The 24,211-nt window shown below is 65.4% G+C and carries 16 protein-coding genes; 8 read left to right on the top strand and 8 right to left on the bottom strand.

Features of this window, described 5'->3' with window-relative positions; all coding sequences use genetic code 11:
* Nucleotides 1-77: 77 nt before the first annotated feature.
* On the top strand, nucleotides 78-1,691 hold the full coding sequence (locus tag IFT54_RS18855; protein WP_192071767.1) for a family 43 glycosylhydrolase: 1,614 nt from the start codon (nucleotides 78-80) through the stop codon (nucleotides 1,689-1,691).
* Nucleotides 1,692-1,707: 16 nt separating this feature from the next.
* Here IFT54_RS18855 and IFT54_RS18850 read toward each other — a convergent pair whose 3' ends face one another.
* A complete protein-coding gene (locus tag IFT54_RS18850) occupies nucleotides 1,708-2,700 on the bottom strand; it encodes an alpha/beta hydrolase (protein WP_192071766.1) in 993 nt (330 codons plus the stop codon).
* 77 nt (nucleotides 2,701-2,777) lie between these two features.
* The gene (locus IFT54_RS18845; protein ID WP_244649266.1) at nucleotides 2,778-5,780 is read right to left on the bottom strand and encodes a TonB-dependent receptor; all 3,003 of its coding nucleotides are present in this window, start codon (nucleotides 5,778-5,780) and stop codon (nucleotides 2,778-2,780) included.
* A 263-nt stretch (nucleotides 5,781-6,043) separates the two neighbouring features.
* Here IFT54_RS18845 and IFT54_RS18840 point away from each other — a divergent pair, with 263 nt between their 5' ends.
* A complete protein-coding gene (locus tag IFT54_RS18840) occupies nucleotides 6,044-6,472 on the top strand; it encodes a cupin domain-containing protein (protein WP_446740688.1) in 429 nt (142 codons plus the stop codon).
* A gap of 2 nt (nucleotides 6,473-6,474) precedes the next feature.
* On the opposite strand, the gene IFT54_RS18835 is transcribed toward IFT54_RS18840, so the two are convergent.
* From IFT54_RS18835 to IFT54_RS18810, 6 genes are all read right to left on the bottom strand, one after another.
* Nucleotides 6,475-8,055, bottom strand: coding sequence for a carboxylesterase/lipase family protein (locus IFT54_RS18835; RefSeq protein WP_192071774.1), 1,581 nt, complete (start codon nucleotides 8,053-8,055; stop codon nucleotides 6,475-6,477).
* Entirely contained in the window at nucleotides 8,042-9,049 is a 1,008-nt protein-coding gene (locus tag IFT54_RS18830; protein ID WP_192071765.1) for a sugar kinase, read from the bottom strand. Before IFT54_RS18830 ends, IFT54_RS18835 begins: the two co-directional genes overlap by 14 nt.
* 41 nt (nucleotides 9,050-9,090) lie before the next feature.
* Entirely contained in the window at nucleotides 9,091-9,846 is a 756-nt protein-coding gene (gene kduD / locus IFT54_RS18825; RefSeq protein WP_031393792.1) for a 2-dehydro-3-deoxy-D-gluconate 5-dehydrogenase KduD, read from the bottom strand.
* A gap of 122 nt (nucleotides 9,847-9,968) precedes the next feature.
* A complete protein-coding gene (kduI, locus tag IFT54_RS18820) occupies nucleotides 9,969-10,811 on the bottom strand; it encodes a 5-dehydro-4-deoxy-D-glucuronate isomerase (RefSeq protein WP_031393791.1) in 843 nt (280 codons plus the stop codon).
* A 12-nt stretch (nucleotides 10,812-10,823) separates the two neighbouring features.
* The gene (gene uxaC, locus IFT54_RS18815) at nucleotides 10,824-12,266 is read right to left on the bottom strand and encodes a glucuronate isomerase (protein WP_192071764.1); all 1,443 of its coding nucleotides are present in this window, start codon (nucleotides 12,264-12,266) and stop codon (nucleotides 10,824-10,826) included.
* 86 nt (nucleotides 12,267-12,352) lie between these two features.
* The gene (locus IFT54_RS18810; RefSeq protein WP_031393789.1) at nucleotides 12,353-13,393 is read right to left on the bottom strand and encodes a LacI family DNA-binding transcriptional regulator; all 1,041 of its coding nucleotides are present in this window, start codon (nucleotides 13,391-13,393) and stop codon (nucleotides 12,353-12,355) included.
* Between the two features lie 94 nt (nucleotides 13,394-13,487).
* Here IFT54_RS18810 and IFT54_RS18805 point away from each other — a divergent pair, with 94 nt between their 5' ends.
* The 6 genes from IFT54_RS18805 to IFT54_RS18780 all read left to right on the top strand — a co-directional run bounded on the left by IFT54_RS18805 (nucleotide 13,488) and on the right by IFT54_RS18780 (nucleotide 24,155).
* Nucleotides 13,488-14,978, top strand: coding sequence for a UxaA family hydrolase (locus IFT54_RS18805; protein WP_192003751.1), 1,491 nt, complete (start codon nucleotides 13,488-13,490; stop codon nucleotides 14,976-14,978).
* Nucleotides 14,975-16,414, top strand: coding sequence for a mannitol dehydrogenase family protein (locus IFT54_RS18800; protein WP_192071763.1), 1,440 nt, complete (start codon nucleotides 14,975-14,977; stop codon nucleotides 16,412-16,414). The genes IFT54_RS18805 and IFT54_RS18800 overlap by 4 nt, the downstream gene beginning before the upstream one ends.
* 73 nt (nucleotides 16,415-16,487) lie before the next feature.
* Nucleotides 16,488-17,282, top strand: coding sequence for a 2-keto-4-pentenoate hydratase (locus IFT54_RS18795; protein WP_244649264.1), 795 nt, complete (start codon nucleotides 16,488-16,490; stop codon nucleotides 17,280-17,282).
* A gap of 24 nt (nucleotides 17,283-17,306) precedes the next feature.
* The gene (locus tag IFT54_RS18790; protein ID WP_031393785.1) at nucleotides 17,307-18,626 is read left to right on the top strand and encodes an MFS transporter; all 1,320 of its coding nucleotides are present in this window, start codon (nucleotides 17,307-17,309) and stop codon (nucleotides 18,624-18,626) included.
* 105 nt (nucleotides 18,627-18,731) lie between these two features.
* Nucleotides 18,732-22,559, top strand: a complete 3,828-nt coding sequence (locus IFT54_RS18785; RefSeq protein ID WP_192071762.1) for a LamG-like jellyroll fold domain-containing protein — start codon at nucleotides 18,732-18,734, stop codon at nucleotides 22,557-22,559.
* Between the two features lie 171 nt (nucleotides 22,560-22,730).
* Nucleotides 22,731-24,155: a DUF885 family protein gene (locus IFT54_RS18780; protein WP_192071761.1), complete on the top strand. Its 1,425-nt coding sequence runs from the start codon at nucleotides 22,731-22,733 to the stop codon at nucleotides 24,153-24,155.
* The last annotated feature ends 56 nt before the right edge of the window (nucleotides 24,156-24,211 follow it).

Below are 24,211 nucleotides of genomic sequence, written 5' to 3'. Positions count from 1 at the left end.
CGACCTGGGCAGCATCATGCTGGAACGACCGGTCTCGACATTCAGGTCACGACGCCAAATCAGAACAGGACGAGCGCATGACCTATAATCGCCGCGAGACGTTTGGACTGGCATTGGCGGGCGGTACGGCTGCGCTCGTTCCGACTACGCCCGCCGTTGCGGAACTGCCCAAGCAGGGCGCGTGCGTGTCGCGCTTCGACGACGGTTGGCGGCGCGGTTTCGAAGGCCAGCGCGTAGCCGACCTCGGGGATGGCCGCTTCCTCAATCCGTTGATCGCCGGCGACCATCCCGATCCCGCCATCCTGAAAGATGGCGCGGATTATTACATGACCTTCTCCAGCTTCGATTCCTATCCGGGGCTGACGATCTGGCACAGCCGCGACCTGGTGAACTGGCAACCGCGAAAGGCCGCGCTGACGAAGAACATCGGCTCGGTCTGGGCGGTCAGTCTCGAGAAGCATGACGGTCAGTATTTCCTGTATATCCCGGTCAAGGCCAAGCCGAACGCGATCCACGTCATCTGGGCCGATCATATCGACGGCCCCTGGTCCGACCCGATAGACCTCGGGCTGCCCGACCATATCGATCCCTGCCACGCGGTCGGCGAGGACGGATCGCGTTGGTTGTTCCTTTCCGGGGGCGACCGCATCCGGCTCGCCGACGACGGTCTGTCGACGGTCGGCAAGGTCGAGCATGTCTATGATCCGTGGCGGTATCCGGACACATGGGACGTCGAGGGCTTCAGTCCCGAGGGGCCGAAGATCGTCCGTCACGGCGGCTGGTTCTACATGATCACCGCGGTCGGCGGCACCGCCGGACCACCGACCGGGCACATGGTGATCGTCGCACGTTCGCGCTCGATTCACGGGCCCTGGACCAACGACCCCGCCAACCCGGTCGTGCGAACCGTCAGCACAGACGAGAAATGGTGGTCGCGCGGTCATGCCAGCCTCGTCGAGGCGCCCGACGGCAGCTGGTGGTCGATCTATCACGGTTTCGAAAACGGCTATTGGACGCTCGGCCGGCAGGCGCTGCTCGATCCGATCCGCTGGACCGCCAATGGCTGGTTCGCGATGACCGGCGGGGATCTGTCAAAGCCTCTGGCCAAGCCGAAGGGGGGCGCAGCGGTGCCCCACGGCCAACCGCTTTCGGACGATTTTCGCAGGCTGCAAGTCGGCAGTAAATGGAATTTCTTCCGGCCCGGCCCGGCCGAACGCAGTCGAGCCCGTGTCGAGGGCGGTGCGCTGATTCTCCAGGCCACCGGCACGGCGCCAGTCGATTCATCGCCTTTGATGCTGATCGCAGGAGATCAGGCGTATCGGTTCGAATGCGACGTCGAGACCGCGCCCGGTGGCACGGCGGGGCTCGTGCTGTTCTACGACGATAGGCTGTATTGCGGGCTTGGCTTCGACGAACGGCGGTTCGTCACGCATCAATATGGCAACGAGCGTGGGCGGCCAGCCAATCCGCACGGACGCCGCATGCGGATCCGCATCACGAATACTCGTCACATCGTCGCAATCCATACCAGCGGCGATGCGGGCAAGAGCTGGCACCGGTTCGATCGCGGCATGGAGGTGTCGGGTTATCACCATAATGTCCGTGGCGGGTTCCTGATGCTGCGCCCCGGGCTGTATTCGGCCGGCAGCGGCGAGGCGCGCTTTCGCGACTTCCGGTACGAGGCGCTCTGACCTCGGCGCGCTTCGCTCACCCAAGGCCTTGCGCGCGCGCCCATTCCTCGAACAGCGTCGGCCATAGCGCGACTGGCTTGCCGACCGCCCTGCTCAAGCCGAAGCCATGCCCCCCGGTCGCGAACAGGTGTGTTTCGACCGCCACGCCGGCCTTGATCGCAGCCGCTCGAAACGCCAACGTATTCTCGACCACGACACTCCGGTCGTCTTCGGCGTGGACTAGTAAGCAGGGCGGCGTCGCCGACGTCACGTTCGAGGCGGTCGAATGCGCGTTCTCCAGGGCCGGCGTGGGTGAGGCTCCGAGCAACAGCGCGCGCGATCCGGGATGCGCGAGCGGCAGCGTCATCGATTGCACCGCATACATGAGCGCCGCGACATCGGGCCGTGCGCTGCTTCGATCCGCAGCGTCGATGGGCGTGTAGGTTGGCTGCGCGAACCTCGTCGCCAAGTCACCGCAGACATGGCCTCCCGCCGAGAACCCCATCGCTGCGACACGATCTGATTTGATCCCGTATGTGCTGGCGCGTGCGCGGATCAGCCGCATCGCCCGTTGCGCATCGGACAAGGCAACGTCCGGCCCAGCCGCCCAGCCATCGCCGGGTAACCGATAGAACAGTACGAACACAGTCCAGCCACGATCCGCCAGCCGGCGTGCGATCTCGTATCCCTCGCGGTCGACGACGATCCGGACATAACCGCCGCCCGGCATCACCAGCACCGCCGATCCGTTCGGCTTGGCGGGCCGGAACACGACCATGCGCGGGCGGGCGATACCGTGGACGGCGCGATCGGTAGCCGCGGCACCGGTCGCCCGGTCCTCGACGATCTCGACCGGCAAGTTCCGCGGCGCACCCGGCGCTCCGGCTGGCCAGAGGTCGATCGTTTCTGTCGGGTCCGGCTGCCGCGGCCACCGGCCACCGACTTGGGCGGGCGGCGGAGTCTGCGCATCGCCGCTGGCCGACAGACCGACGGCCAGCGAACCCAGGATTGCACTCCGACGATCGATCATACGCTTCGGCCCATTAAAAAAGGGCGCACTCCGTGAGGAATGCGCCCGAGGAGAGAAGAGACCATGCCCGGCGCGGCTTACATTTTGAAGCGTGCGCCGACGAGGAAGGTACGGCCGAAGTGATTGTTCTCGTAATTCCGGTTTGCGTCGAGATCAGTATACCGGCTGCGAAAATTGTCGGTCAGGTTGGTGCCCTCGACCGACAGCTCCAACGCCGGGGTCAGCTTGTAGCGCATCGACGCATCGACGTTCAGCGACGAATTATACCCCTCGAACAGGTTCCCAGTCGCCGATGCCCCATCGATATATGGGCTACGATAGCTGATCGATCCGCGCGCGCTGAACTTGGCATCCTCGTAATACAGCGTGCCGTTATAGGCGCGCTTGGAAAGGCCATAGAGCGTCGCGGTGCGGGTCGTATTTGGCAATGAGCCGAGCGCGCCGCCCGGCTGCGTGATCGTCGTCGCCGGACCGCCCTGGGAGTAGCTGGCACTCGAATCCACGAACGTCGCATTCGCCAGCACGCCGAAATTCTTTAGGAACCCGGGCAGGAAGCGGAACGTCGACTGAAGGGCAATCTCCATGCCCTTGAGCGATGCGCCCGTGCCGTTGACGGGCGAGTTGATCTGCCATTCCTGGAATTCGGGCTGCTGCGCGGCTGGCGAGCTTGCCGGGATCACCGAAAGCGGCAGGCCCGTCGACGCGAACGTCCCGCTCCGCGTCTGCGTGACGGGGAAGCTCTCGACATTCTTCTTGAACAACGCGACCGAGAAGATCGACTGCGGCGCGAAATACCATTCGGCCGAGATGTCGAACGCGGTCGCGCGGAACGGATCAAGCTGCGGATTGCCGAAGGTCACGCGGTAATTGAAGCCGTCGACCGACCCACCCGGGGTCAGGCTGCCCAGGCTCGGCCGCGTCAGCACCTTGGAGATCGCCCCGCGGATGATCACGTCTTCCGTTGGGAACAGCGCCACGTTGATCGCGGGCAGCCAATCGTCATAGCTCCGCCCGACCGTCACCGGCGTGTTCACGGTGACGCCGGCGGCGGTCGCCGACGACAGCCCGGTCGAGCGCTGCTTGGTGCGGACATAGCGCACGCCCGCATTTGCGGCGTAGCGCAGGCCGAACATGTCGCCCTTTACGTTGAACTCGGTGTAGCCGCCGGTCACCTGCTCGGACACGCTGCGCGTATCGCCGACGAGCACGGTCGGAGTCCGCCCGTACAGACCAGTAAACGCCGCTGCCTTATCGATATCGGGGATCAGGAAGCTGGTCGTAGTGCCCGCGGGCTGGCCAGAATTGCCGATGTTGAACAGCTCGCCGAGATTCCCCGCCGGAAAGCCGTACACCGCGGTAGGCCCGAACTGCGTGGAGGGCGAGCAGGTCAGCGTTCCCAGCACCAGATCGCGTCCGCCGGCATTCGGGCAGACGACCGTGTCCCGCGAGAAGCCCTCCGTATCGAAGGTGAATTTGCGGTACAGCCCACCCGCCTTGATCTGGAACCCCTCGGTCACGTCCCATTCGGTCCGCAACTGCGCGGTGCGGAACTTGTTGATCGTCTGCGATGGACGATCGCGGATCTCGGCGAGCTGGAAATTGGCCGGATCGGTGACGCTGGTGCCGAAGGTGAGCGTCGGCCGCTTCATGTCGGTATAGTCGTAGCTATAGCCCTGCGCGTCGCGGTCGTCGAAGACGAACGTCGTCTCGACGGGGATCGTCGCATCCGACTTCGAAACGCCGCCCATCAGCGTGAAGCGGAAAGTGTCGCTGACATCCTGATCCCAGCTGCCGCCGATCTGGTAGAATTCTGTCTTGGAATCGCGCACATAATGCTCGGTGCGGACCCAAGCGTCGTTGAGCGTCGCCTTGATCAGGTTGTTGTTCGCATCAATCGCGTAGTTGCTGATGTCGATCGAGCGCTCGTTGGAGCGCAGCAGGACTTCGCCCCACTTCTCCTCGCGGGTTTCCTTGAACCGCGAATAGAGGCCGTCGATCGAGATCTTGGTGGCATCGGTCGGCGACCATTGCACGCTGCCGGTGATCCCCAGCCGCTCGCGCTCGTGGCGGATCGTCCCGTAGCGTGGGATGCGCGGATGGAAGGCGAGCGCGGCGCTCGTGCAGGCGGCGCTCGGAACATAGACGCCGCCGCGGTTCGGTGTGGTGAAGCAGCGCGTTCCGTCGACCGAGTCGAACACGCCCTGCGCCCAGCGCACGCTGTTGTTACCGAGCTGAAAATTGTTTGTCTTCGAATACGCTGCCGACGCCGAAACGCCGAACGTCCCGTCAGCCGACTTCCACGACAGCAACCCAGCGAGGCGCGGTCCGAAATTCTTGCTGAGATCATTGTAGCTCGCCTGCGCGGAGCCGACCGCGGTGAAGCCGATCTTGCCGCCGAGCGGGTTGCCCGTGTTCAGATCGACCACCGCGCCGAGTGAGCCTTCGTCGAGCGAGGCCTCGGCGGTCTTGTGCACCACGATCGAATTGAACAGCTCGGACGCGAAAACGTTGAAATCGAACGCACGATCGCGATTCGAACTCGCGCCGTCGGTCGAGGTGGCGACCGTCTCCATGCCGTTGACCCGAACGCGAGTGAACTGAGCGCCCAGGCCGCGAACGGTGATCGCGCGCCCCTCGCCCGCGTCACGCTGGATCGAGATGCCGGGAATGCGCTGCAGTGATTCAGCGAGGTTCTGGTCGGGAAACTTGGCAATGTCCTCGGCGACGATTGCGTCGACCGCCGAAACCGATTGGCGCTTCACGTTGAGCGCCGCGTCGAGCGATTTGCGAAAGCCCGTGACGACAATCTCGGCGGTCTGGCCTTCGGCGGGCACCGTTTCAGGTCCGGTCTGCGGTGCAGTCGTTGCTGCGGGATCGGCTACGTCGCCCTGTGGCACGACCGCGGTCTGCGCGGGCGACGGATCGACCTGTGCAGGCGTTCCTGGCGTCACGCTGTTGGGAATCTGTGCGGCCTGCGCCGATGCGATCGAAGGCAGTACGAGCGCGAGGACCAAACTGCCGGCGGACACGCCGCCAAGCCAGCCCATTCGCCGAATCGCTGCCGATGCTTGAACTTCCATTGCTTCCACTCCCCATTCGGCCGTTGCCGATGACACCGGTTGCGCGGTCGACGTGTCGTCATTGCGCCGCCGACCTGACTGTTTTGGAGAGTTGGACCCGTATCGTGCGACGGGGACACCCGATCCTCTCCCGAAAGGCCAGCTCTTGCAGGTCCTTCCCCCGTCCCTTGCGTGCCTAGGTAACCGGTGTCAGAACAATGTCGCATGAATTTTGACGTGTCAACATGCCGCGTCCCACATCGTACGAAACAGGAGATGCATGGATGTCACGGGCAGCAATCACAGCCATCGCGATCAGCGCTTTCCTCTGCGCGGCGAGTGCTGCCCAGAAACCTGCGTCCCGCGCGATGGTCATCGTCGACGAGGCGGCAACGATGCGCGAGGAGCCCACGCCACACGGTGCAATCGGATCCAGCACCGCCTACCGGATCAGCGACGGAGTGACCGGCCGGACGATGGAGTTCCGCAAACGCATCCTGCACTCAGGCAGCGCGATCGGACTGCACCGGATCGCGCACGACGAGGTCTACTATGTCGTATCTGGCACCGGCGCGGTCTCTTCCGGCGGGGCTACGCAAGACCTGCGGACTGGCATGACGGCCTATCTGTTCGATGGCGAGACGGTCGGCATCCGCCAAACCGGCGCCGGTCCGCTCGTCCTGATCATCGCCTATCCGATCCCCCGCAAATAGCGTCAGGTCCCCGGCTGTATGTACGGCACGCGCGCAAACAGCTCGCGTTCCCAACAGCGTGGATCGGCCTCGACCCGAGACCGCGCGTCGAAGATCATCGTCGATCGCGCTGCACGATCGTAGATCGGCCATTTCGGCGCACCCGCATGGTTGGGATTCCCGGTGACCGCAAACGCGACGAAGCTGTCCTGCATTGCCTTCGATGCCGCGCGCGCATCCGCTGCCGTGCCCGTCTGCGATCCCTCTGCACCCAGCGTGCCGAACACCAGGGGGATGTCCATCGTGTGCATCGCCCCGCGTCGAGGCTCGGTCCGCGATGCGAAATCCACTTGGTAGACCCAGGCCGGCGCCTTCGCGTCGGCGCGAGCCTCGGCTTCGATGACCTGGCCGCGCCAGCTGCGGCCGGCGGTCGTCGCTCCGTAGAAGACGTCGGTCGGCGACCAATCCGGATACTGCGCGCGGTACTGAGCCACCACCCATTCGGGCAGGATGTCGATCCGTAGCTCGGGTGCCATTCGCGTCGCGACGTTGCTCCAGTCGAGCCCACGAACCTTTGGCGAATCGATGCCGATGAACGCACGTGTCTCGTCATGCGTATTGCCGAGCAGCATAGGAATGCGGTTGCCGAGCGGGTTCGCGTCGGGCCAGAATGGGTGGCGGGTCAGCCAGGTCATGTCCAGCACCGGGCCGAAATACACCCCTCCGCCCATGATCGGATCGGTAGCGCCCAGCGCCTCCACCACCTTCTCGACCGGCAGTGTCAGCAATGGCGACAGATCGGTCTCGGCTACGCCCAGCTTCGCCAGATATGCGCGCGCACGGGCCGTCGCGTTCAGCGGACCCGATACGGTCACCTGCTGGCCGCTCATCGTTGCCGCGCGGTGGAACAGGCCGGCAGCGGCGGGCATGCCCATCATCGTCGCGATCTTCGCGCCCCCGCCCGACTGACCGAACACCATCACCCGGCTTGGATCGCCGCCGAATGCCGCGATGTTGTCGCGCACCCATTTGAGCGCGAGGATCAGATCGAGCTGCCCCGCATTGCCGCTATCAGGAAACCGGGAATCGAGCCGCGCGAGATACAGATAGCCGAGCGCGTTAAGGCGGTGGTTGACCGTCACCACGACCACGTCGCCTCGTGCCGCCAGCGCCTGCCCGTCGTTCTGCGGATCGGTGACGCTACCGTTAGAATAGGCACCGCCGTGGATATAGACCATCACCGGGTTCTTCGCGCGCGGGTCGGCGGCGGCGGTCCAGATGTTGAGGAAGAGGCAGTCCTCGGATTGCGGCCCGTACGGTCCTGACTGCGGACATACCGCACCGAACGCAAAGGAGGATACCGGCTCGCTGGCGCGCGGGATCGGTTCGGGCGCGCGGAACCGCTTGGCGCGACCGTAGCGAATGCCCTTGAACGCCGTGACGCCGTCGCTCCCCGGCCCGAGTGGCATCCCGACGAACGCGCCGGCAGCGCATCGTACCTCGACGGGCGCAAGCGGCACCGTGGCTTGCACGGCGCCCGCGATCAAAGTCGCCGCGCCCGCACCAAGCGCCGAGCGCCGCGTCCAGCCGTCAACGGCGGACATCGAGGCCACCAGCGAGATACGCATCGATATCCGCCTGCCGGAACAGGCTGGCGTCCCCAGGTAGCGAATGCTTCAGCGCCGCGAGCGCAAGGCCGATCCGCGCAACCTCGCCGATGTCCGCGCCGGTGCGCAGCCCGTGCAGCACGCCCGCCGCGAACGCGTCGCCGCCACCGATCCGGTCGACGATGCCGGCCAGCACGACCTCGTCAGTCTGGACATGCTCTGCACGCGTATCGATGCGGGCAGACAACCGGTGGAGGTCGACATGCTCGACATGCCGCGCGGTCGACGCGATCGTCTGCAACCGCGGAAAGGCGTCGAATGCCGCCACCGCCGCCTCGCGTCGCCGATCCTCCGCGTCGCCCGAAAAATCGCGTCCGAGCAGCAGCGCGATGTCGCGGTGATTGCCGAACATCAGGTCGGCATGCTCGACAAGCTTGGTCAGGATCGCGCGCGGATCGGAATCCCACCGCTCCCACAATTTCCCACGCCAATTTCCGTCGAACGACACCGGAATGCCGCGTTCGGTCGCGGCCTCGACGGCAGCGAGTGCGCTTTCCGCAGGGACGGGGCCAAGCGCCGGCGTGATACCGGACAAGTGGAAGCGATCGACGCCGGCCAGCAGCGTGTTCCAGGCCCAGGCGCTCACCGGTGCTTCGGCAAATGACGACCAGGCACGGTCGTAGATCACTTCGGTCGCGCGCAACCCTGCGCCCGAGGTCACGAAATACAGCCCCATCCGTTCGCCGCCGAGCGTCACCGTCGACGTGTCGACCCCGTGTCCCCGCAGCGTGGTGATCGCAGCACGCCCAAGGTCGTTGTCGGGAACCATCGTCGCCATGCCGACATCGTGGTCGAGCCGCGCTAGCTGCGTGACGATATTGGCCTCGGCGCCGGCAACCCACACGTCAAGCTTGGGCGTCTGGAGCAGCAGTTCGCGCCCCGGTGGCGACAACCGCAGCATGATCTCGCCGAACGCCAGAAACTTGCTCATATCACCCCTTCACCTAATCCTCCCAGTACCGGGGAGGATCTTCAGCGCGCCAGCCAGCCGCCATCGACCGCCAGGATATGACCCTGGACATACTTCGCCGCGGCCGATGAAAGGAACACCGCCGCCCCGCCGAGGTCGGACGCGTCGCCCCATTTGCCCGCCGGGATGCGCCCCAGGATCGACGCGTTGCGCTCCTCGTCGGCCTGCAAAGCGGCCGTGTTGTTCGTGGCGATGTAGCCCGGCGCGATCGCGTTGACGTTGATGCCCTTGCTCGCCCATTCGTTCGCCAACAGCTTGGTAAGACCGCCGATGCCCGACTTGGAGGCGGTATAGCTCGGTACGCGGATGCCGCCCTGGAACGTCAGCATCGACGCAATGTTGACGATCTTGCCCCCGCCATTCGCGACCATGTGTCGCCCCGCCGCCTGACAGAGGAAGAACACCGATTTCAGGTTGGTGTCGATCACCGCGTCCCAGTCCGCCTCGGTGAAATCGACTGCGTCAGCGCGACGGATGATCCCGGCGTTGTTGATGAGGATGTCGAGCCTGCCAAGCTTGCTCACCGTCTCGTCGACGACGCGTTGGACAGGCTCGATCGTCGAAAGGTCCGCGGACACGATCTCGGCCTTGCGCCCCAGCGCGCGGATCTGCGCGACGGTATCCTCGGCAGGCGTGCGTCCGACACACGCCACGTCGGCGCCTGCGGCTGCAAGGGCAACCGCGATGGCCTGGCCGATGCCGGTGTTCGCACCGGTGACGACGGCGACCGTGCCGGTCAGATCGAAGGGATTCGTCATGCTCTTCTCCTCCCCCCGCTTACAGGGGGGCCGGGGTGGGCTCGCGCTTTCCTTAAGCGGATCGATGGTGGTGAGTGGGCACCCACCCCCAGCCCCCTCCCGCACGCAGGAGGGGGAATTCATCACGCCAGCTGGCAGATATCCAGCACGTTCATGTCGGTATAATCCTGGTTCTCGCCCGCCATCGCCCAGATGAACGCATAGGCCTTGGTGCCCGAGCCCATGTGGATCGACCAGGGCGGGCTGATCACCGCTTCCTCGTTCGCCATCACGATGTGCCGGGTCGCCTCGCCCTCGCCCATGTAATGGAACACGCGGTCCTTCTCGAGATCGTCGAGCTCGAAGTAGAAATAGATCTCGCTGCGACGCTCGTGGATGTGCGGCGGCATCGTGTTCCAAACCGAGCCGGGCTTCAGGACCGTCAGCCCCATGACGAGCTGCGCGCTGTCGCAGATCCCGGGGATGACCATCTGATAGATCGTCCGCTCATTCGAGTCCTCGAGGCTGCCCCGCTCCAGCGTGGTGGCATCGCCAACCGAGATCACACGCGTCGTGAATGCCTTGTGCGCCGGGCACGACGCCAGATAGAAGCGCGCGCCGTCGCCCGAGAACTGGACGTCCTTCGCGCCCATCGTCACGTACAGGCAGTCCTTGTTGCCGAGCGTAAACGTCTCGCCGTCGACCGTGACGGTGCCGCCGACCTTGCCGACGTTGACGACGGCGAGTTCGCGCCGCTCGAGGAACGGGTGTCCTGCCGCAGACGCCGGCTCGGCCTGGTCGGGCAGCTTCACGCTACCGCTCGCAACGGCGACGCCGCCGATCACGAAGCGCTCGGCATGCGTGTAGTTCAGTACGCACTCGCCATCGCGGAACAGGTCCTGGATCAGGTAGCGGTCGCGCAGTTCGTCGTTGGAGACGCACTCCATCATGTCGGGATGCGTGGCGTAGTAGGTGCGGTCGTACATAAGGGACTCCGGTCAGGCCGCTTGCGCAGCGAAAAGAGGTTCGTCGAGACGGTAGGCACGACGCACGAGGCCGCTGGTCAACTCATGCGCGAGTTCTGCGGCTTCCCAGTCGGCAAGGCGGTGCTCGGCGACCAGTCGCGCTAGGAACCCGCAATCGATCCGCCGCGCGACATCGTGCCGCGCCGGGATCGAAAGGAACGCCCGCGTGTCATCGTTGAACCCGACGGTGTTGTAGAACCCGGCGGTCTCGGTCGTCATCTCGCGGAACCGACGCATCCCCTCAGGACTGTCGTGAAACCACCACGACGGCCCGAGCTTGAGGCACGGATAATGCCCGGCAAGCGGCGCCAGCTCTCGTGCATACGTACTTTCGTCGAGCGTGAAGAGGATGATCGACAGCCGCGTGCTGGTGCCGAAACGGTCTAGCAACGGCTTCAACGCATGGACGTAATCTGTCCGCGTCGGGATGTCGGCGCCCTTGTCGCGGCCATGGCTCGCGAACAGCCCGGCATTATGGTTGCGCGATGATCCGGGATGGATCTGCATCACCATGCCGTCCTCGACCGACATCGCCGCCATCTCGGTCAGCATCTGTGCGCGGAAGAGTTCAGCGTCGGCCGACGTCCAATCGCCGCGCGTCACTTTGGCGAACAGTGCCTCCGCCCCGCTGTTCGATAGGTTCGCGGTCGCGGCGGTCGGATGCCCGTGATCGGTGGCAGTGGCACCCGCTGCACGGAAGTCGGCCCGGCGCTTGCGGTGCGCAGCGAGATAGCCCTTCCAGTCGTACACGTCCTCGCCGGTCAGTTCTGCGAACCGCGCCATCGCCGGCTTGAACGCCTCATGCTCGACGTCGATCACGCCGTCGGGGCGATAGGTCGTGACCACCCGCCCGTCCCAGCCCGACTGCCGGATCCGGCGATGCGCGGCGAGATCGTCATGCGCGCCCTCGGTGGTAGCGAGGAACTCGATCCCGAACCGGTCGAACAGCTCGCGAGGACGGAAAGCGTCGGACGCAAGCTTCTCGCTGATGATGTCGAAATACCGGTCCGCGGTCGACGCTTCGAGCGCGACGTCGATCCCGAACACGTCTGCGAACACGTGATCGAGCCACAACCGCGACGGCGTGCCGCGAAACAGCGCATAATGCTGGGCGAACAGCTTCCACGCCGCACGCGGATCGGTCGCGGGCGTGCCGTTCAACCGCGGGATCGCCAGCGCATCCAGTTCGACGCCCTGACTGTAGAGCATCCGGTAGAGATAATGATCGGGCGCGAGCAGCAGCGAGGTCGCGTCGGTCCAGTTGACGTTGTCCGCGAACCACGTCGGATCGGTATGGCCGTGCGGACTGATGATCGGCAACGTCGCCACTTCGGCGTACAACGCCCGCGCAATCGCACGCATCGCAGGCTCCACCGGAAAAAGGCGGTCCGGATGCAGTTCCAGAGCCCTTGTCATCGTCCATCCTCCCTGCCGCTTCGCGCGATCCTCACCCGACTTGGTAACCGGTGTCAGCAGATTGCGCAACATTCAATCCCGTCAGTTCATCGGGTCTCGGTGCCGGCCGGCGGTGAAACCGAGGCGCGCCGGATCAGTGTCGAGAGGAACAGCGACGGCTCTTCGACCAGATCGCTGCCGTCACCGACCCCTGCGATCAACTTCAAAGCGGCCGAGCGTGCCATCGATGCTATCGGCCAACGCACGGTGGTCAGGGGCGGCCAGACGTGCGCGGCGATCGGCGTATCATCGAAGCCGATGATCGACAGGTCGCCTGGAATGTCGAGCCCACGTTGCCGCGCAGCGTGAATGATCCCCGCCGCCATCTCGTCGTTGGACGAGAAGATCGCAGTCGGTCGGGGCATCACGTCAAGCAACCGCTCCGCCGCGACCAGTCCCGACTCGAACGTGTAGTTGCCGTCCGCGATCATGCTGCGCGGCAGGGAGATCCCCGCTGCAGCCAAGGCGTCCTCGAACCCCAGGCGTCGTTCGCGCGCCGAGCGAAATCCATGCGGTCCGGCGACCAGACCAATCCGGCGATGCCCTTGTTCGATCAGATACTCGGTCGCGATGCGCACCGCCTCACGGTCGTTCGACGCGACCATGTGATCGGTATCGTCGATCACCGCAGAGCCCATCCGGACATACCGACAGCCGATCGAGTCGCAGAGCTTGGCGACGGAATCATTCTCGCTGACCGGTGGCATCAACAGCACCCCGAAAAGTCGCTGCCGTTCGAGGAAGTGGCGGAGGTCGTCGAGCATCGTCGCCGATCCGCGATCGAGCGGTCGTACAACCATCTCGAACTCGGTCCCCTGCAACGCCTCGAGCATCCCCTGCTGCACGTTCAGCACGGTCTGAGCGTTTGGGTTGTCGTGAACGAGTCCGATCAGGAAATTTCGCCGAAGCGCCAGCGCCCGTGCCTGCGGGTTGGGAATGTAGCCCAACTCGCCGATCACGTCCTCTACCCGCTTGCGCGTATCGTCGTTGAGCAGCGGCGATCGGTTGATCACCCGGCTCACCGTCTTCTTGGAAACCCCGGCGATCCGGGCAACGTCGTTGATCGTCGGCTGGCCGGTTTTCTGCATCAAGACGACATAGCCCGACCCGACCCAGCCGTCTTGCGGAAAAGCCTGGGCCGTCGCATAATGCTGACACCGGTTACCGATAGAAGAGGATGCGATGGCGACTGCTCTGAGGGTCGATCCGCGCGACGGCGTCGCGACACTGCTTGACGATGCCTTGGCGGGCGAGATCGTGACGGTCGGCGAGGGCGTCGACGCCGCTAGCCTGATCCTGACCGCCGACATCGGGCGTGGCCACAAAGTTGCGCTCGCTCCGATCGCAGTGGGCGATCCGGTGGTCAAGTACGGCTTTCCGATCGGCACCGCGACGCAGCCGATAGCCCCCGGCGCGTGCGTCCACTCGCACAATCTCAAGACCGGGCTCGAAGGCACGCTCGCCTACCGGTTCGATCCGGTCGACTCTGCATCGCCGCCGGTCGCATCTACTGCGACATTCGAAGGCTATGTCCGCGCCGACGGCGTTGTCGGCACGCGTAACGAAATCTGGATCCTGTCGACCGTCGGTTGCGTCGCGCGCACCGCGGAGCGTATCGCCGCGAAGGCCGCAGCACTGGTCGGTAATACGGTCGACGGCGTCCACGCCTTCACGCATCCGCACGGCTGCTCGCAGCTCGGTCAGGACCTGGAAGGCACGCGGACCATCATGGCAAGCCTCGCCTGTCATCCCAATGCCGGCGGCGTGCTGATCGTCGGGCTGGGCTGCGAGGAGAACCAGATCAGGGCGCTGCTCGCGACGATCCCGGAGGCCCGCCGCGGCATGATCCGAACGCTGACGACGCAGGCCAGTGGCGACGAGATCGCGGAGGGCTGCGCGCTGGTCGCCGAACTCGCTGCGCTGGCGAAGGCATCGCGCCAGACCGTGGGTGTCGACAAGCTCGTCCTCGGCGTCAAATGCGGGGGGTCGGATGGCCTGTCGGGCCTCACCGCGAACCCATTGGTCGGTCGAATGAGCGACCGTGTCACCTCGGCAGGCGGCCGCGTCCTCGTGACTGAAATCCCCGAGATCTTCGGCGCGGAACAGATGCTGATGAACCGCGCTGCCAGCGAGCCCGTGTTCGACCGGATCGTCGCAGTCGTCAACGATTTCAAACGCTACTTCCTCGATCACGGCGAGACGGTGTCGGAGAATCCCTCGCCCGGCAACGTCGTCGGCGGCATCACCACGCTCGAGGAAAAGTCCCTCGGCGCCGTCCAGAAAGCCGGGCGCGCTGCGGTCTCGGACGTGATCGACTATGGCGGGCGCATCCGGGTCGATGGGCTCACGCTGCTGGAGGCGCCGGGCAATGACGCCGTCTCCTCGACCGCGCTGGCGGCGGCGGGGGCGACAGCGATCCTGTTCACGACCGGCCGAGGCACGCCGCTCGGCTTCCCCGTGCCGACGATCAAGATCGCGTCCAATACCGATCTCGCCACGCGCAAGCCGGGCTGGATAGACTTCGATGCGGGCGCCGTCCTGGAGGATGGCTTTCCGGCGACCGAAGAAGCGCTGCTCGCGCGCATCGTGGACGTCGCGTCGGGCGCCGAGACCGCCGCCGAACGCAACGGCGAACGCGAGATCGCGATCTGGAAACGAGGCGTGACGCTGTGAACCGGTTGTCGTTTGCAAACCTCTCCACCCTGCCCGCATCCATACAAAGCCCAGAGGCACGGTCAGCGGGCGGCGTCGGCATCGTCCATTTCGGCCCCGGCGCATTTCACCGCGCGCATCAGGCGGCCTATGTCGACGACCTGCTTACGCACGATCCTCGCTGGGGGATCGCGGCGGTATCGATGCGGACGCGCGGTACGATCGACGCACTGGCGGAGCAGGACGGGCTCTATACGCTTGCGATCCGCGACGCCGATCCGTCGATGCGCGTGATCGGCGCGCACCGCCGCTTCCTCGGGCCTGAGGACGCGGCGGAGACCCACTCGCTGCTTGCCGACCCGGCGGTCGCGCTGGTGACGACCACCGTGACCGAAAAGGGCTATTGTCTCGGGGGCGATGGCACGCTCGACATGGGCCATCCCGATATCGTCCACGACCTGGCCGGAACCACGGTTCCGCGCAGCGTCGTCGGCTGGATCGTCGCCGGCCTCGCCGCGCGCCGGGCCGCCGGGACCGTCCCGTTCGTGCCGATGCCGTGCGATAATCTGGCGAGCAACGGCGCCAAGCTGCACGCAGCACTTCTGGCTTTCGCGACCCGAACCGACCCCTCGCTGGCGGACTGGATCGCGGGCGAGGTGCGAATACCCTCGACGATGGTCGATTCGATCACCCCAGCGAGCGACGCCGCGCTCTACAGCGACATTGCCTCGACGCTCGGCGTCGAGGATCGCGCCGCGGTCCAGCGTGAATCGTTCACACAATGGGTCATCGAAGACATCGGGTGCCAGCTCGGCCCCGACCTCGCCAGCGTCGGCGCGGCCGTCACCACCGATGTCGGCGGCTATGAAAAGGCCAAGTTGCGAATCCTTAACGGCGCGCATTCCACGCTCGCCTATGCCGGCCTGTTGCGCGGATCGAGCAGCGTCGTCGACGCGATGCGTGACCCGGAACTCGCCGCGTTCCTCGACGCGATGATCGTCCGCGACATCATCCCGATGCTGCCCCCCGTCCACGGGCTCGACATCCAGGACTATCGCGCAGCCGTCCTGCAGCGCTTCCGCAACCCGGTAATCGTCCACCGGCTCGACCAGATCGCACAGGACGGTTCGCAGAAGCTGCCCTATCGCCTCGGCGACACGCTGATCGCCAACCGCCGCGCCGGACGCATGCCGACGCACGTCGTCGCGGCATTCGGCGCCTGGACCGCGTTCCTGATCCGCCGATCGCGCAGTGGACAGCCGATCGTCGACCCCGCCGGCAACAGGCTGGCCATACTCGCATTCGAGGGCAGCCCGGCGGAAATCGTCGCGCGCTTGACGGACGAAGGCCTTGGCATCCCTCGCGAAGTGCTTGAGGACGCTGCGCTTATGGCCGCGCTCGGCCGCGCCGCGAACGACGCTCACAACGAAGACTGGACGTCGTTGTTCGCGGGCTGAGCAAGTCGACTTGTCAATGACACCGGTTTCCCATACGCTTCGAAAAAATAGAACGACATTACAGGAGGGGTTCTTGGCGGCACAGCCGAACACGACCAACACGACACGGATCGCCCAGACCTTCGTGGACGCGCGCCGCGACGGCGGCGTCGTTTTCGAGTTTCCCGGCGACGTGCCGGTCACGCTCGATGAGGGCTATGCCGTGCAGGACGCGGCACTGCTGCTCGCGGACGGCGTCGTGGCGGGCTGGAAGGTCGGACGGATCAACCCGCCGCTCGACGGGATCGACCGCCTGACCGGCCCAATCTTCGCCGATCAAATCGTCATGGCCAGCGCCGATCCGGTCGCTATGCCGGTGTTCGCGCAAGGGTTTGCCGCGGCAGAAGCCGAATTCCTGCTCAGGATCGGCACCGCATCCCACCCTGCCAAGTCGACCTACACGATCGACGAAGCCCGCGCGATGGTCGACGCGGTGCATGTCGGGATCGAGATCGCGAGTTCGCCTTTCCCCGGCATCAACGCGCTCGGGCCGACCGTCACCGTGTCCGATTTCGGCAACAATAACGGGCTGGTCGTCGGCGCCGATGCCGAGGGGTGGCGCGAGGGCGACGTCAACGCATGGCCGGTCGAGCTGTGGATCAACGACGCCTTGATCGGTGCCGCGACGAGTGCGACGATGCTAGACGGGCCGTTCGGCGCGGTCCGCTATCTGCTCGAACACTTGGCCGCCCGCGGAATCGCATTGTCGCCGGGACAATGGGTCTCGACCGGCGCGGTCACCGGCGTCCATCCGGTCGCGATCGGCGACCGGGTCGAGGCGCGCTTCGACGGACGGTTCGCCGTCCACTGCACCATCAAGGCCCGCTAGAGGCTGTCTTTAGGAGAGAAGCCAATGGCGAGCATGAACATGCCGGAGGTGGGCGCGCCCGACGCGAACGGCGCGATCGGTGACGCAGGAGTAGGCGGCAAGATCGGCCGCTATCGCTGGCTGATCTGCAGCCTGTTGTTCGCTGCGACCGCGATCAACTATGTCGACCGACAGATGATCGGCGTGCTGAAGCCGACCATCTCCGCCGAACTCGGCTGGAACGAGACGACCTATGCCGACGTCATCTTCTGGTTCCAGGCCGCGTATGCGATCGGATATCTTAGTTTTGGACGGATCGTCGACGTGCTCGGCGCGCGGATCGGCTATTCAGTCGCCTTCGTGATCTGGACGCTCGGCCACACGCTGTGTGGATTCGCCGGCAACGCGTTCCAGTTCTCGGCCGCCCGCGTCGTGCTTGGTCTAGGGGAGGCAGGCAATTTTCCGGCAGGCATCAAGGCCGTGTCGGAGTGGTTTCCCGCCAAGGAGCGAGCCTTCGCGACCGGCGTCTTCAACGCAGGCGCGAACATCGGCGCAGTGATCACGCCGCTGATCGTGCCCATCATCACGATCGCGTTCGGCTGGCGGATGGCGTTCATCATCACCGGCGCGATCAGCCTGGTCTGGCTCGTCGCCTGGATCGCGATCTACCGCCGCCCCCGCGAAGTGGCCAAGCTGTCGCCGGCGGAACTGGCGCATATCGAGAGCGATCCGGCTGACCCGGCGAAGAAGATCGGCTGGATCAAGCTGCTCGGCTACCGTGAGACGTGGGCGTACGCACTCGGCAAGTTCCTGATCGATCCGATCTGGTGGCTGTTCCTGTTCTGGACGCCGGACTTTCTCGCCAAGACCTATAATCTCGATCTCAAGAGCTTCGGACCGCCGCTAGTCGCGATCTACCTGCTCTCCGACCTCGGCAGCGTGGCCGGCGGGTGGTCTTCGTCGAAGCTGATGAAACGCGGTTATTCCGCCAACTTCGCGCGGAAGATCACGATGCTGGCCTGCGCGTTCCTGGTGATGCCTATCTTCTTCGCCCAATATGTCGACAATCTCTGGCTCGCGGTCGGGATCGTCGGTCTGGCGACGGCGGCGCACCAGGCGTTCTCAGCCAACCTCTATACGATTCCTTCGGACATGTTCCCGCGTGGCGCAGTCGGGTCGGTGGTCGGGATCGGGGGCACGGTCGGCGCGATCGGGGGCATGATGATGGCCAAGTTCACGGGGTACGTCCTCCAGACCACAGGCAGTTACACGCTGATCTTCGCCGTCGCGGGCAGCACGTATCTGATCGCGATCACCGTCGTGCACCTGCTCTCGCCGCGCTTGGCGAGAGTGAACGCCGACTGAGGGTTGTCCCGCCCTCCTGTTCTTACGCAAGGACGGGACCGAGCATGGGTCCTCGCGTTCGCGGGGGCGCATTTGCGACGCAGTGAGATTTAGCCAGATCGCTCAATGCCGATTGGCTGCAAGGAGAGAGCAGTGAAGCGTTCCACCACGGCGTCCGTCCTCGCACTAGCTGTCGCCAGCGTCACGACTGCGGCTGCACAGGACGCAACCGGCCTCCTCTTCCGCGCGTCCGCCGACAAGAGCCTCACCGCCGACTACGCGACCGGTGATCCCGTCCCCAATTTCCGCAGCGGCGTCGACGTCACCCCGGATGGCGCGATCGGCGGCGCCGCGCGATGGGCGGACGACGGTTACGTCGCGTGGAAGGCACCCGGCAACATCCGCGCCGACCGCGGCACGCTCGCGTTCTTCTGGCGCGCCCGCACCCCCGTGGGCGAAGCCCCATTCGTGATCTTCCGCGCCGGGTTCGCGGACCATTCAAGCTGGGACATGGCGTTCTTGCGGATCGACTGGAACGGCCACGGATTCGACGCCTTCGTCACCGACGCCAACCTTTCACAAGTCCGGGTCGCTTGGACGATACCGCAAGCGCTCGCCGCCGACGCCTGGTCGCATGTCTCGTTCGCCTGGGACGAGACGGTCGGCGTGCAGCTCTTCGTCGATGGCAAGCTCGTCGCGCGGAAGGACCAGAAGGCCGACCTCGACAGCGGCCTCGACCAGTTCGGTCTCGCCGGTCGGGTAATGTCGCCGCACCAAGTGCAGAGCCGCTACAATTTCATGCGCGGTTCCGACCTCGACGAGATCCGCGTCTACGACCACATGCTCACAGCCTCCGACGTCGCCGCGCTCGCCGACAAGCGCGAACCGTCCCCCGCCCCGGCGACCGGCCCCGCCGCCAGACGCACGGCTTGGCTTCACCGCTACGGCTGGGACAAGACCACACCGCCCGTTCTCGATGCCGACGTAACGCGCGTCCGAAAGGTCGAGTTCGTCGACGCGAAGGACCTGAAGCAATGGATGTGGAAGGGCGTAGACGGCATCGCCGAGACGACCTGGCCCGGCGTCTACAACCGATCCCGCCTGCCCGGCCGCGACGATTATTTCGAGCTGCCCGACTGGAACACCTATGTCGAAGGCGGCAAGCGCTACGATCTGACGATCCCCCCTGGCGAGCGCGTCAACCGCGTCGAGATCCGCGGATCCGCGTACGGCCGACTCGACTGGGGCGACGGAACCAAGACTGCCCTGATCGGCGCCCGTGCTCCAGGCACGGTCCGCAGCGTAAACCAGTTCGCCCCCCGCACCGGCGGCACGCTCAGCTTCACCAACACGATGCAGGAGCAACCGATCCAGGAGTTCTGGGCCTACGACATCGGCGCGGGCGCAGAACCCGCAGGTAGCTTCAAGCTCTCCTACACCGTCGACGCAACCGCCTCTCCCAACCTTGCCGCCCTCGCGCCCCTCAACGCCTACATCGCGGGCCGCTTCGCTTCGGACGAGCGCAGCACCGTCGTCGCGATGCCCTCCGTCGGCCTCAAAGCCGCGGTCGGCGCAGGCACCGGCGGCGCATCCGGCGCCCCCGTACGCCGCAAGGACGCCGCGCCGATCGTCCACATCCTCATCCCGGCGAGCTTCGGCGACGCGCTTCCCGACCGCCCGCTGGCACGCGCGTTCGACTATGGCTGGCAGAACCTCAACGACGGCCTCGACGGCCTCGCGATCGACATCCCCGCGCTGAAAGCCGAGCCCAACGCCGCCGGCCTGATCGCGCTCAACGTCCGCGTGAAGGACCCGATCTGGCCGGGCCGCGACGTGATCGACCTCTCCGTCTCGGTCCGCCCGAACGAAGCACGTACGCTCTGGCTCGACCTGCGCGACCGCATCCTGCCCAACGACAGCATGTATCTGACGATAGCCAGCGCTGAGCCGGGCTTCGATGCCGCCGCGCTGAACGGCGCGAAGATCCGCCTCGTCTTCAAAACTCGCGCCGCCGCCCTTATCGAACACGTTGCCGACCGGATGACGCAAGTGAAGGACAATTGGGGTTTTCTCGTCGAGGAACACACCGCGTCGAAGCGCGCCGGCCTCTACCAGCGCCTCTTCGCCGACATCTCCGACCTGCTTCGCGTCGACCCTGATAACGCGCGCGCCCGCACCTATTGGGCGGACATCAATTATCGGCCAGAAAACCTTCCCGCCTTCGTTCAGCCAGTGGCCCCCGCAGGTGTACCCCTATGGGCCTTCCGACAGCTCGAAGACCTCAAGCGTGTCCGCGAGTTCGTCATGTGGTGGATCGACGAACGGCAAGTCCCCTACGGTGATTTCGGCGGCGGCCTCTCTGACGACACCGACCTGACGCAGCAATGGCCCGGCCTTGCGTTGATGGGTGTCGAGCCCGACAAGATCAACGCCTCGCTCCGCGCGCTGTCGGATGCGGTCTACAAGAACGGCATGATCGTTAACGGCCTCGGCTACATCACAGCCGACGAACTCCACGCGTACGAGGAGGGCCTGAACAGCAACGCCGAACGCCTCTATCTGAACTGGGGCGAACCCAAGGCGATCGAGCGGCTGATGGACACCACGCGTGCCCTCCAGACGGTGATACTCAAGAACCCCGCCGGGCACATGCACTTCGCCAGCAACTGGTATGGCGGGCGGAAGATGTACCGCGAAGGCGCATGGGAATGGCAGAAGCCCTATGCCTTCACCGTTATGCACGGCCCGATGCTGGTCGGCCTCTACAACGCCAATCCGCTCGCACGCGGGCTCGTCACCGGCGTGATCGACGGCTGGATGGCGCATGGCAAACAGGGTCCGGACAGCAGCTGGAGCTATCCCAACGAGATCAACTGGCGCACCGACGCCGAGCGCACCGGCGACGGCGGCGGCATCACCACCTCGCTCCAGGCGACCTGGGCCGCATGGCGCTACACCGGCGATGCGAAATACCTGCGTCCGATCGAAGCACGCCTCGCCAAGGCGGGTGCGGGGGCACTCGCCGAGTTCAACGAGAACGCGTTCGACGCACTTCCCGGTGGCGCCGCGGCCCGTGCCAAGTTAGCCGCCACCAAATCGCAAGACCCGTTCGCCCGCTACACTGCCTGGGCCGCGACCGGCGACACCGCCCCCCTGGAAGCACTCCACGCAGATGCGATCGCCGACAAGTCGCAGCACATGGACATGTACACCGAAGGCCATTGGTGGAGCGACCGCGTCGACCAGCCAAGCGAGATCCTCCAACGCGAGCGCCTCGGAGGCATCGCGCTGCGCCGCAACCAGAGCTGGCCAGGCAACACCGTAAGCTGGCGCTTCGCCGAGCTAGGCGCCGCAACACGCGTTGCGCTCCTGCTCCCGGACGCGACACCGACCAGGTTCCGGGTGATCGGCTACAACACCACCGATCACGCCCAGCGCGCGACGATGTCGACTTGGACCGTCACCGCCGGCCGCTGGTCGATGCAGGCGTCGACCAGCGGCGACGGCGGCAAGACGCTCACACCGATCGGCGCTGCGCAGACCATGACGCTCGAACGCAGCGCCAGCACTGACGTGACGTTCGCGCCCGGCACCACGGTGTTCGACTTCGCGCTGATCGAGCCGGGCACTCCAGTAGACGAGCGCGGGGACCTCGGCATCGGCACGGACGACGTGGTCATGAGGGGTCGGAGCGCAGCGATCACCGTCCACAGCCTTGGCGCGAAGGACACAAAAGGCGGCCATGCGGAATTGATCGACGCGACGGGCAAGGTCGTCGCCACCACGCGCATCCCCCCGCTAGCCGCACCGCTCGATCTCAAGCCCAAAACCGCGACTGTGAAACTTGCGGTCCCGTCCCGCCTCGATCCCGCGACGCTGGCCATCCGCGTCGCGCTTACCGGAGACGAGCCCGAGATCACCCAAGCCAACAACAGCGTGGCATTGACCCGATGATGCGCACTCCATGACGCTTCGCCAATTTCCCGACGCCTGCTCCGTCGGTAGCGTGACCGCTCCCACCCCGTTCGCGCTGAGCGAAGTCGAAGCACACCTCCCTTGGGTCACGCCATTCGACTTGGCTCACGGCGAACGCGAGTATGTGGGATGACGCCAAACCGCAGGAATATGCTCGCTGGGCTGGCGTCATCAGTGTTCTTCCCTTTTAACGTGCACGCCCAGACCGCCTCGTCTCTACGCCAAGCGCTCGACGCGGCCGCGGCGACCGATCCAGACGAAGCACTCCGTCTTCTCGCCCCCTTCGACCCACACGCCTTGCAGCCCGGTGGCCGCCTTGATCTGATCACAACGCGAGCCGGTTTGGCGGTCGACGCCGCCATCGCGCGGTCCACGTTCGGCCGCACCGGACGCAGCCCTTACCGCGTCACCCCTACGACCGGCGCCTGGAAGGCGGCACGTCCGGTTCAAGCCAGGATTGACGCAGACACCACCGCAATCCTCGCCGACGCCAAAGCAGGCATCGTCGCTCCCCGCCTGTCTCTCGATCGCACGGTCGACGCTCTCCGGGCGGCGCTCCCAGATCCCGCGATCGAACGACAGATCGCCGCGCTCGAAAGTCTCCGCGACATCGCACCATCCGCTCCCGGGGTCGGACGGTTCAAGGGCGGCGCGGACTGGTACGCGCTACAACTGCAACGCTCGCTCGGCACCATGACGCCAGCCTATGCGGAACGTCGACTCTTTGTCGAGCTGAACCGCCTCCACGCCCGTGCCACGTACCTGTTCGATCGGATTGGCGCGCCCAAAGGGACGGTCGCGGCGCGCTATGCCAAACTCTGGCAGAACGAGCGCTTTCTCTATCCGGACACTAACGCTGGCCGTGCCGACGCAATTGGCGACATGAACAGCATGCTCGCCACCGCGCGAGCAAAAATCCCGACGGCGTTCGGCGAGCTCCCTCCCTGGTGCCTGAACGCCAGCGCCCGCGCGTTATCCACAGAGGAGATCGCCGCTGGCCGCGGCGGCTATCGAGAGGTCCCAACTCCGACTCGCGCCGGCGCATATGTCGTCGATCTAAAGGATATTTGCCGTCGCCCGCGCTGGACGTTCCCCAGCGTCGTGGCACACGAATTGCTGCCGGGCCATATGATCCAACTGGGTCTGGAAGGTATCACCCCGCCCCACCCGCTCCGCATCGAATACGCGTCATCCTTTGTCGAAGGCTGGGGCATCTACGCTGAGCAACTCGCGGAGAAAGCCGGCACATACGGCGATCCTCACGATGCGCTCGGGCACACCCACTGGCTCCTTTTCCGCGTCGCCCGCGCGCTCGTCGATCTTGGTATCCACCTTTACGGTTGGTCGATCGAGCAAGCAAGGCACCGCCTTACCGAATGGCAAGGTCAACCCGCCTATTTTGCACCGTTCGACATTGAGTTGGCGCGGATTCCCCTCGAGCCGGGCACTCGCGTTGCTGAGGCGATGGCTTGGCTCGCAATTGCCGACGACGGCCGCCGTAAACGGGCTACCGCCTATCATCGCAGCCTACTGCTATCGGGACGGAAGCGAGTTAACTTAACTATCGTAAGTTGAAATTTGCGATCTTCAGATTAGAAAATACACATCCGCTCTGCTGTAGGTCCCAACTG

The sequence above is a fragment of the Sphingomonas sp. CFBP 13714 genome (assembly GCF_014842205.1).
GTDB lineage: Bacteria > Pseudomonadota > Alphaproteobacteria > Sphingomonadales > Sphingomonadaceae > Sphingomonas > Sphingomonas aerolata.
The sequence above is the reverse complement of the archived record's forward strand: the minus strand, read 5'-3'. Positions and strand labels throughout refer to the sequence as shown.

Bases quoted from the DNA above. Each gene is read 5' to 3' on its own strand.
- IFT54_RS18785 (WP_192071762.1), top strand. From the start codon at position 18,732: ATGCCGATTGGCTGCAAGGAGAGAGCAGTGAAGCGTTCCACCACGGCG.
- uxaC (WP_192071764.1), bottom strand. From the start codon at position 12,266: ATGACAAGGGCTCTGGAACTGCATCCGGACCGCCTTTTTCCGGTGGAG.
- IFT54_RS18855 (WP_192071767.1), top strand. From the start codon at position 78: ATGACCTATAATCGCCGCGAGACGTTTGGACTGGCATTGGCGGGCGGT.
- IFT54_RS18845 (WP_244649266.1), bottom strand. From the start codon at position 5,780: ATGGAAGTTCAAGCATCGGCAGCGATTCGGCGAATGGGCTGGCTTGGC.
- IFT54_RS18810 (WP_031393789.1), bottom strand. From the start codon at position 13,393: ATGCAGAAAACCGGCCAGCCGACGATCAACGACGTTGCCCGGATCGCC.
- IFT54_RS18780 (WP_192071761.1), top strand. From the start codon at position 22,731: ATGCTCGCTGGGCTGGCGTCATCAGTGTTCTTCCCTTTTAACGTGCAC.
- IFT54_RS18830 (WP_192071765.1), bottom strand. From the start codon at position 9,049: ATGAGCAAGTTTCTGGCGTTCGGCGAGATCATGCTGCGGTTGTCGCCA.
- kduI (WP_031393791.1), bottom strand. From the start codon at position 10,811: ATGTACGACCGCACCTACTACGCCACGCATCCCGACATGATGGAGTGC.
- IFT54_RS18790 (WP_031393785.1), top strand. From the start codon at position 17,307: ATGGCGAGCATGAACATGCCGGAGGTGGGCGCGCCCGACGCGAACGGC.
- kduD (WP_031393792.1), bottom strand. From the start codon at position 9,846: ATGACGAATCCCTTCGATCTGACCGGCACGGTCGCCGTCGTCACCGGT.
- IFT54_RS18835 (WP_192071774.1), bottom strand. From the start codon at position 8,055: ATGTCCGCCGTTGACGGCTGGACGCGGCGCTCGGCGCTTGGTGCGGGC.
- IFT54_RS18840 (WP_446740688.1), top strand. From the start codon at position 6,044: ATGTCACGGGCAGCAATCACAGCCATCGCGATCAGCGCTTTCCTCTGC.
- IFT54_RS18850 (WP_192071766.1), bottom strand. From the start codon at position 2,700: ATGATCGATCGTCGGAGTGCAATCCTGGGTTCGCTGGCCGTCGGTCTG.
- IFT54_RS18805 (WP_192003751.1), top strand. From the start codon at position 13,488: ATGGCGACTGCTCTGAGGGTCGATCCGCGCGACGGCGTCGCGACACTG.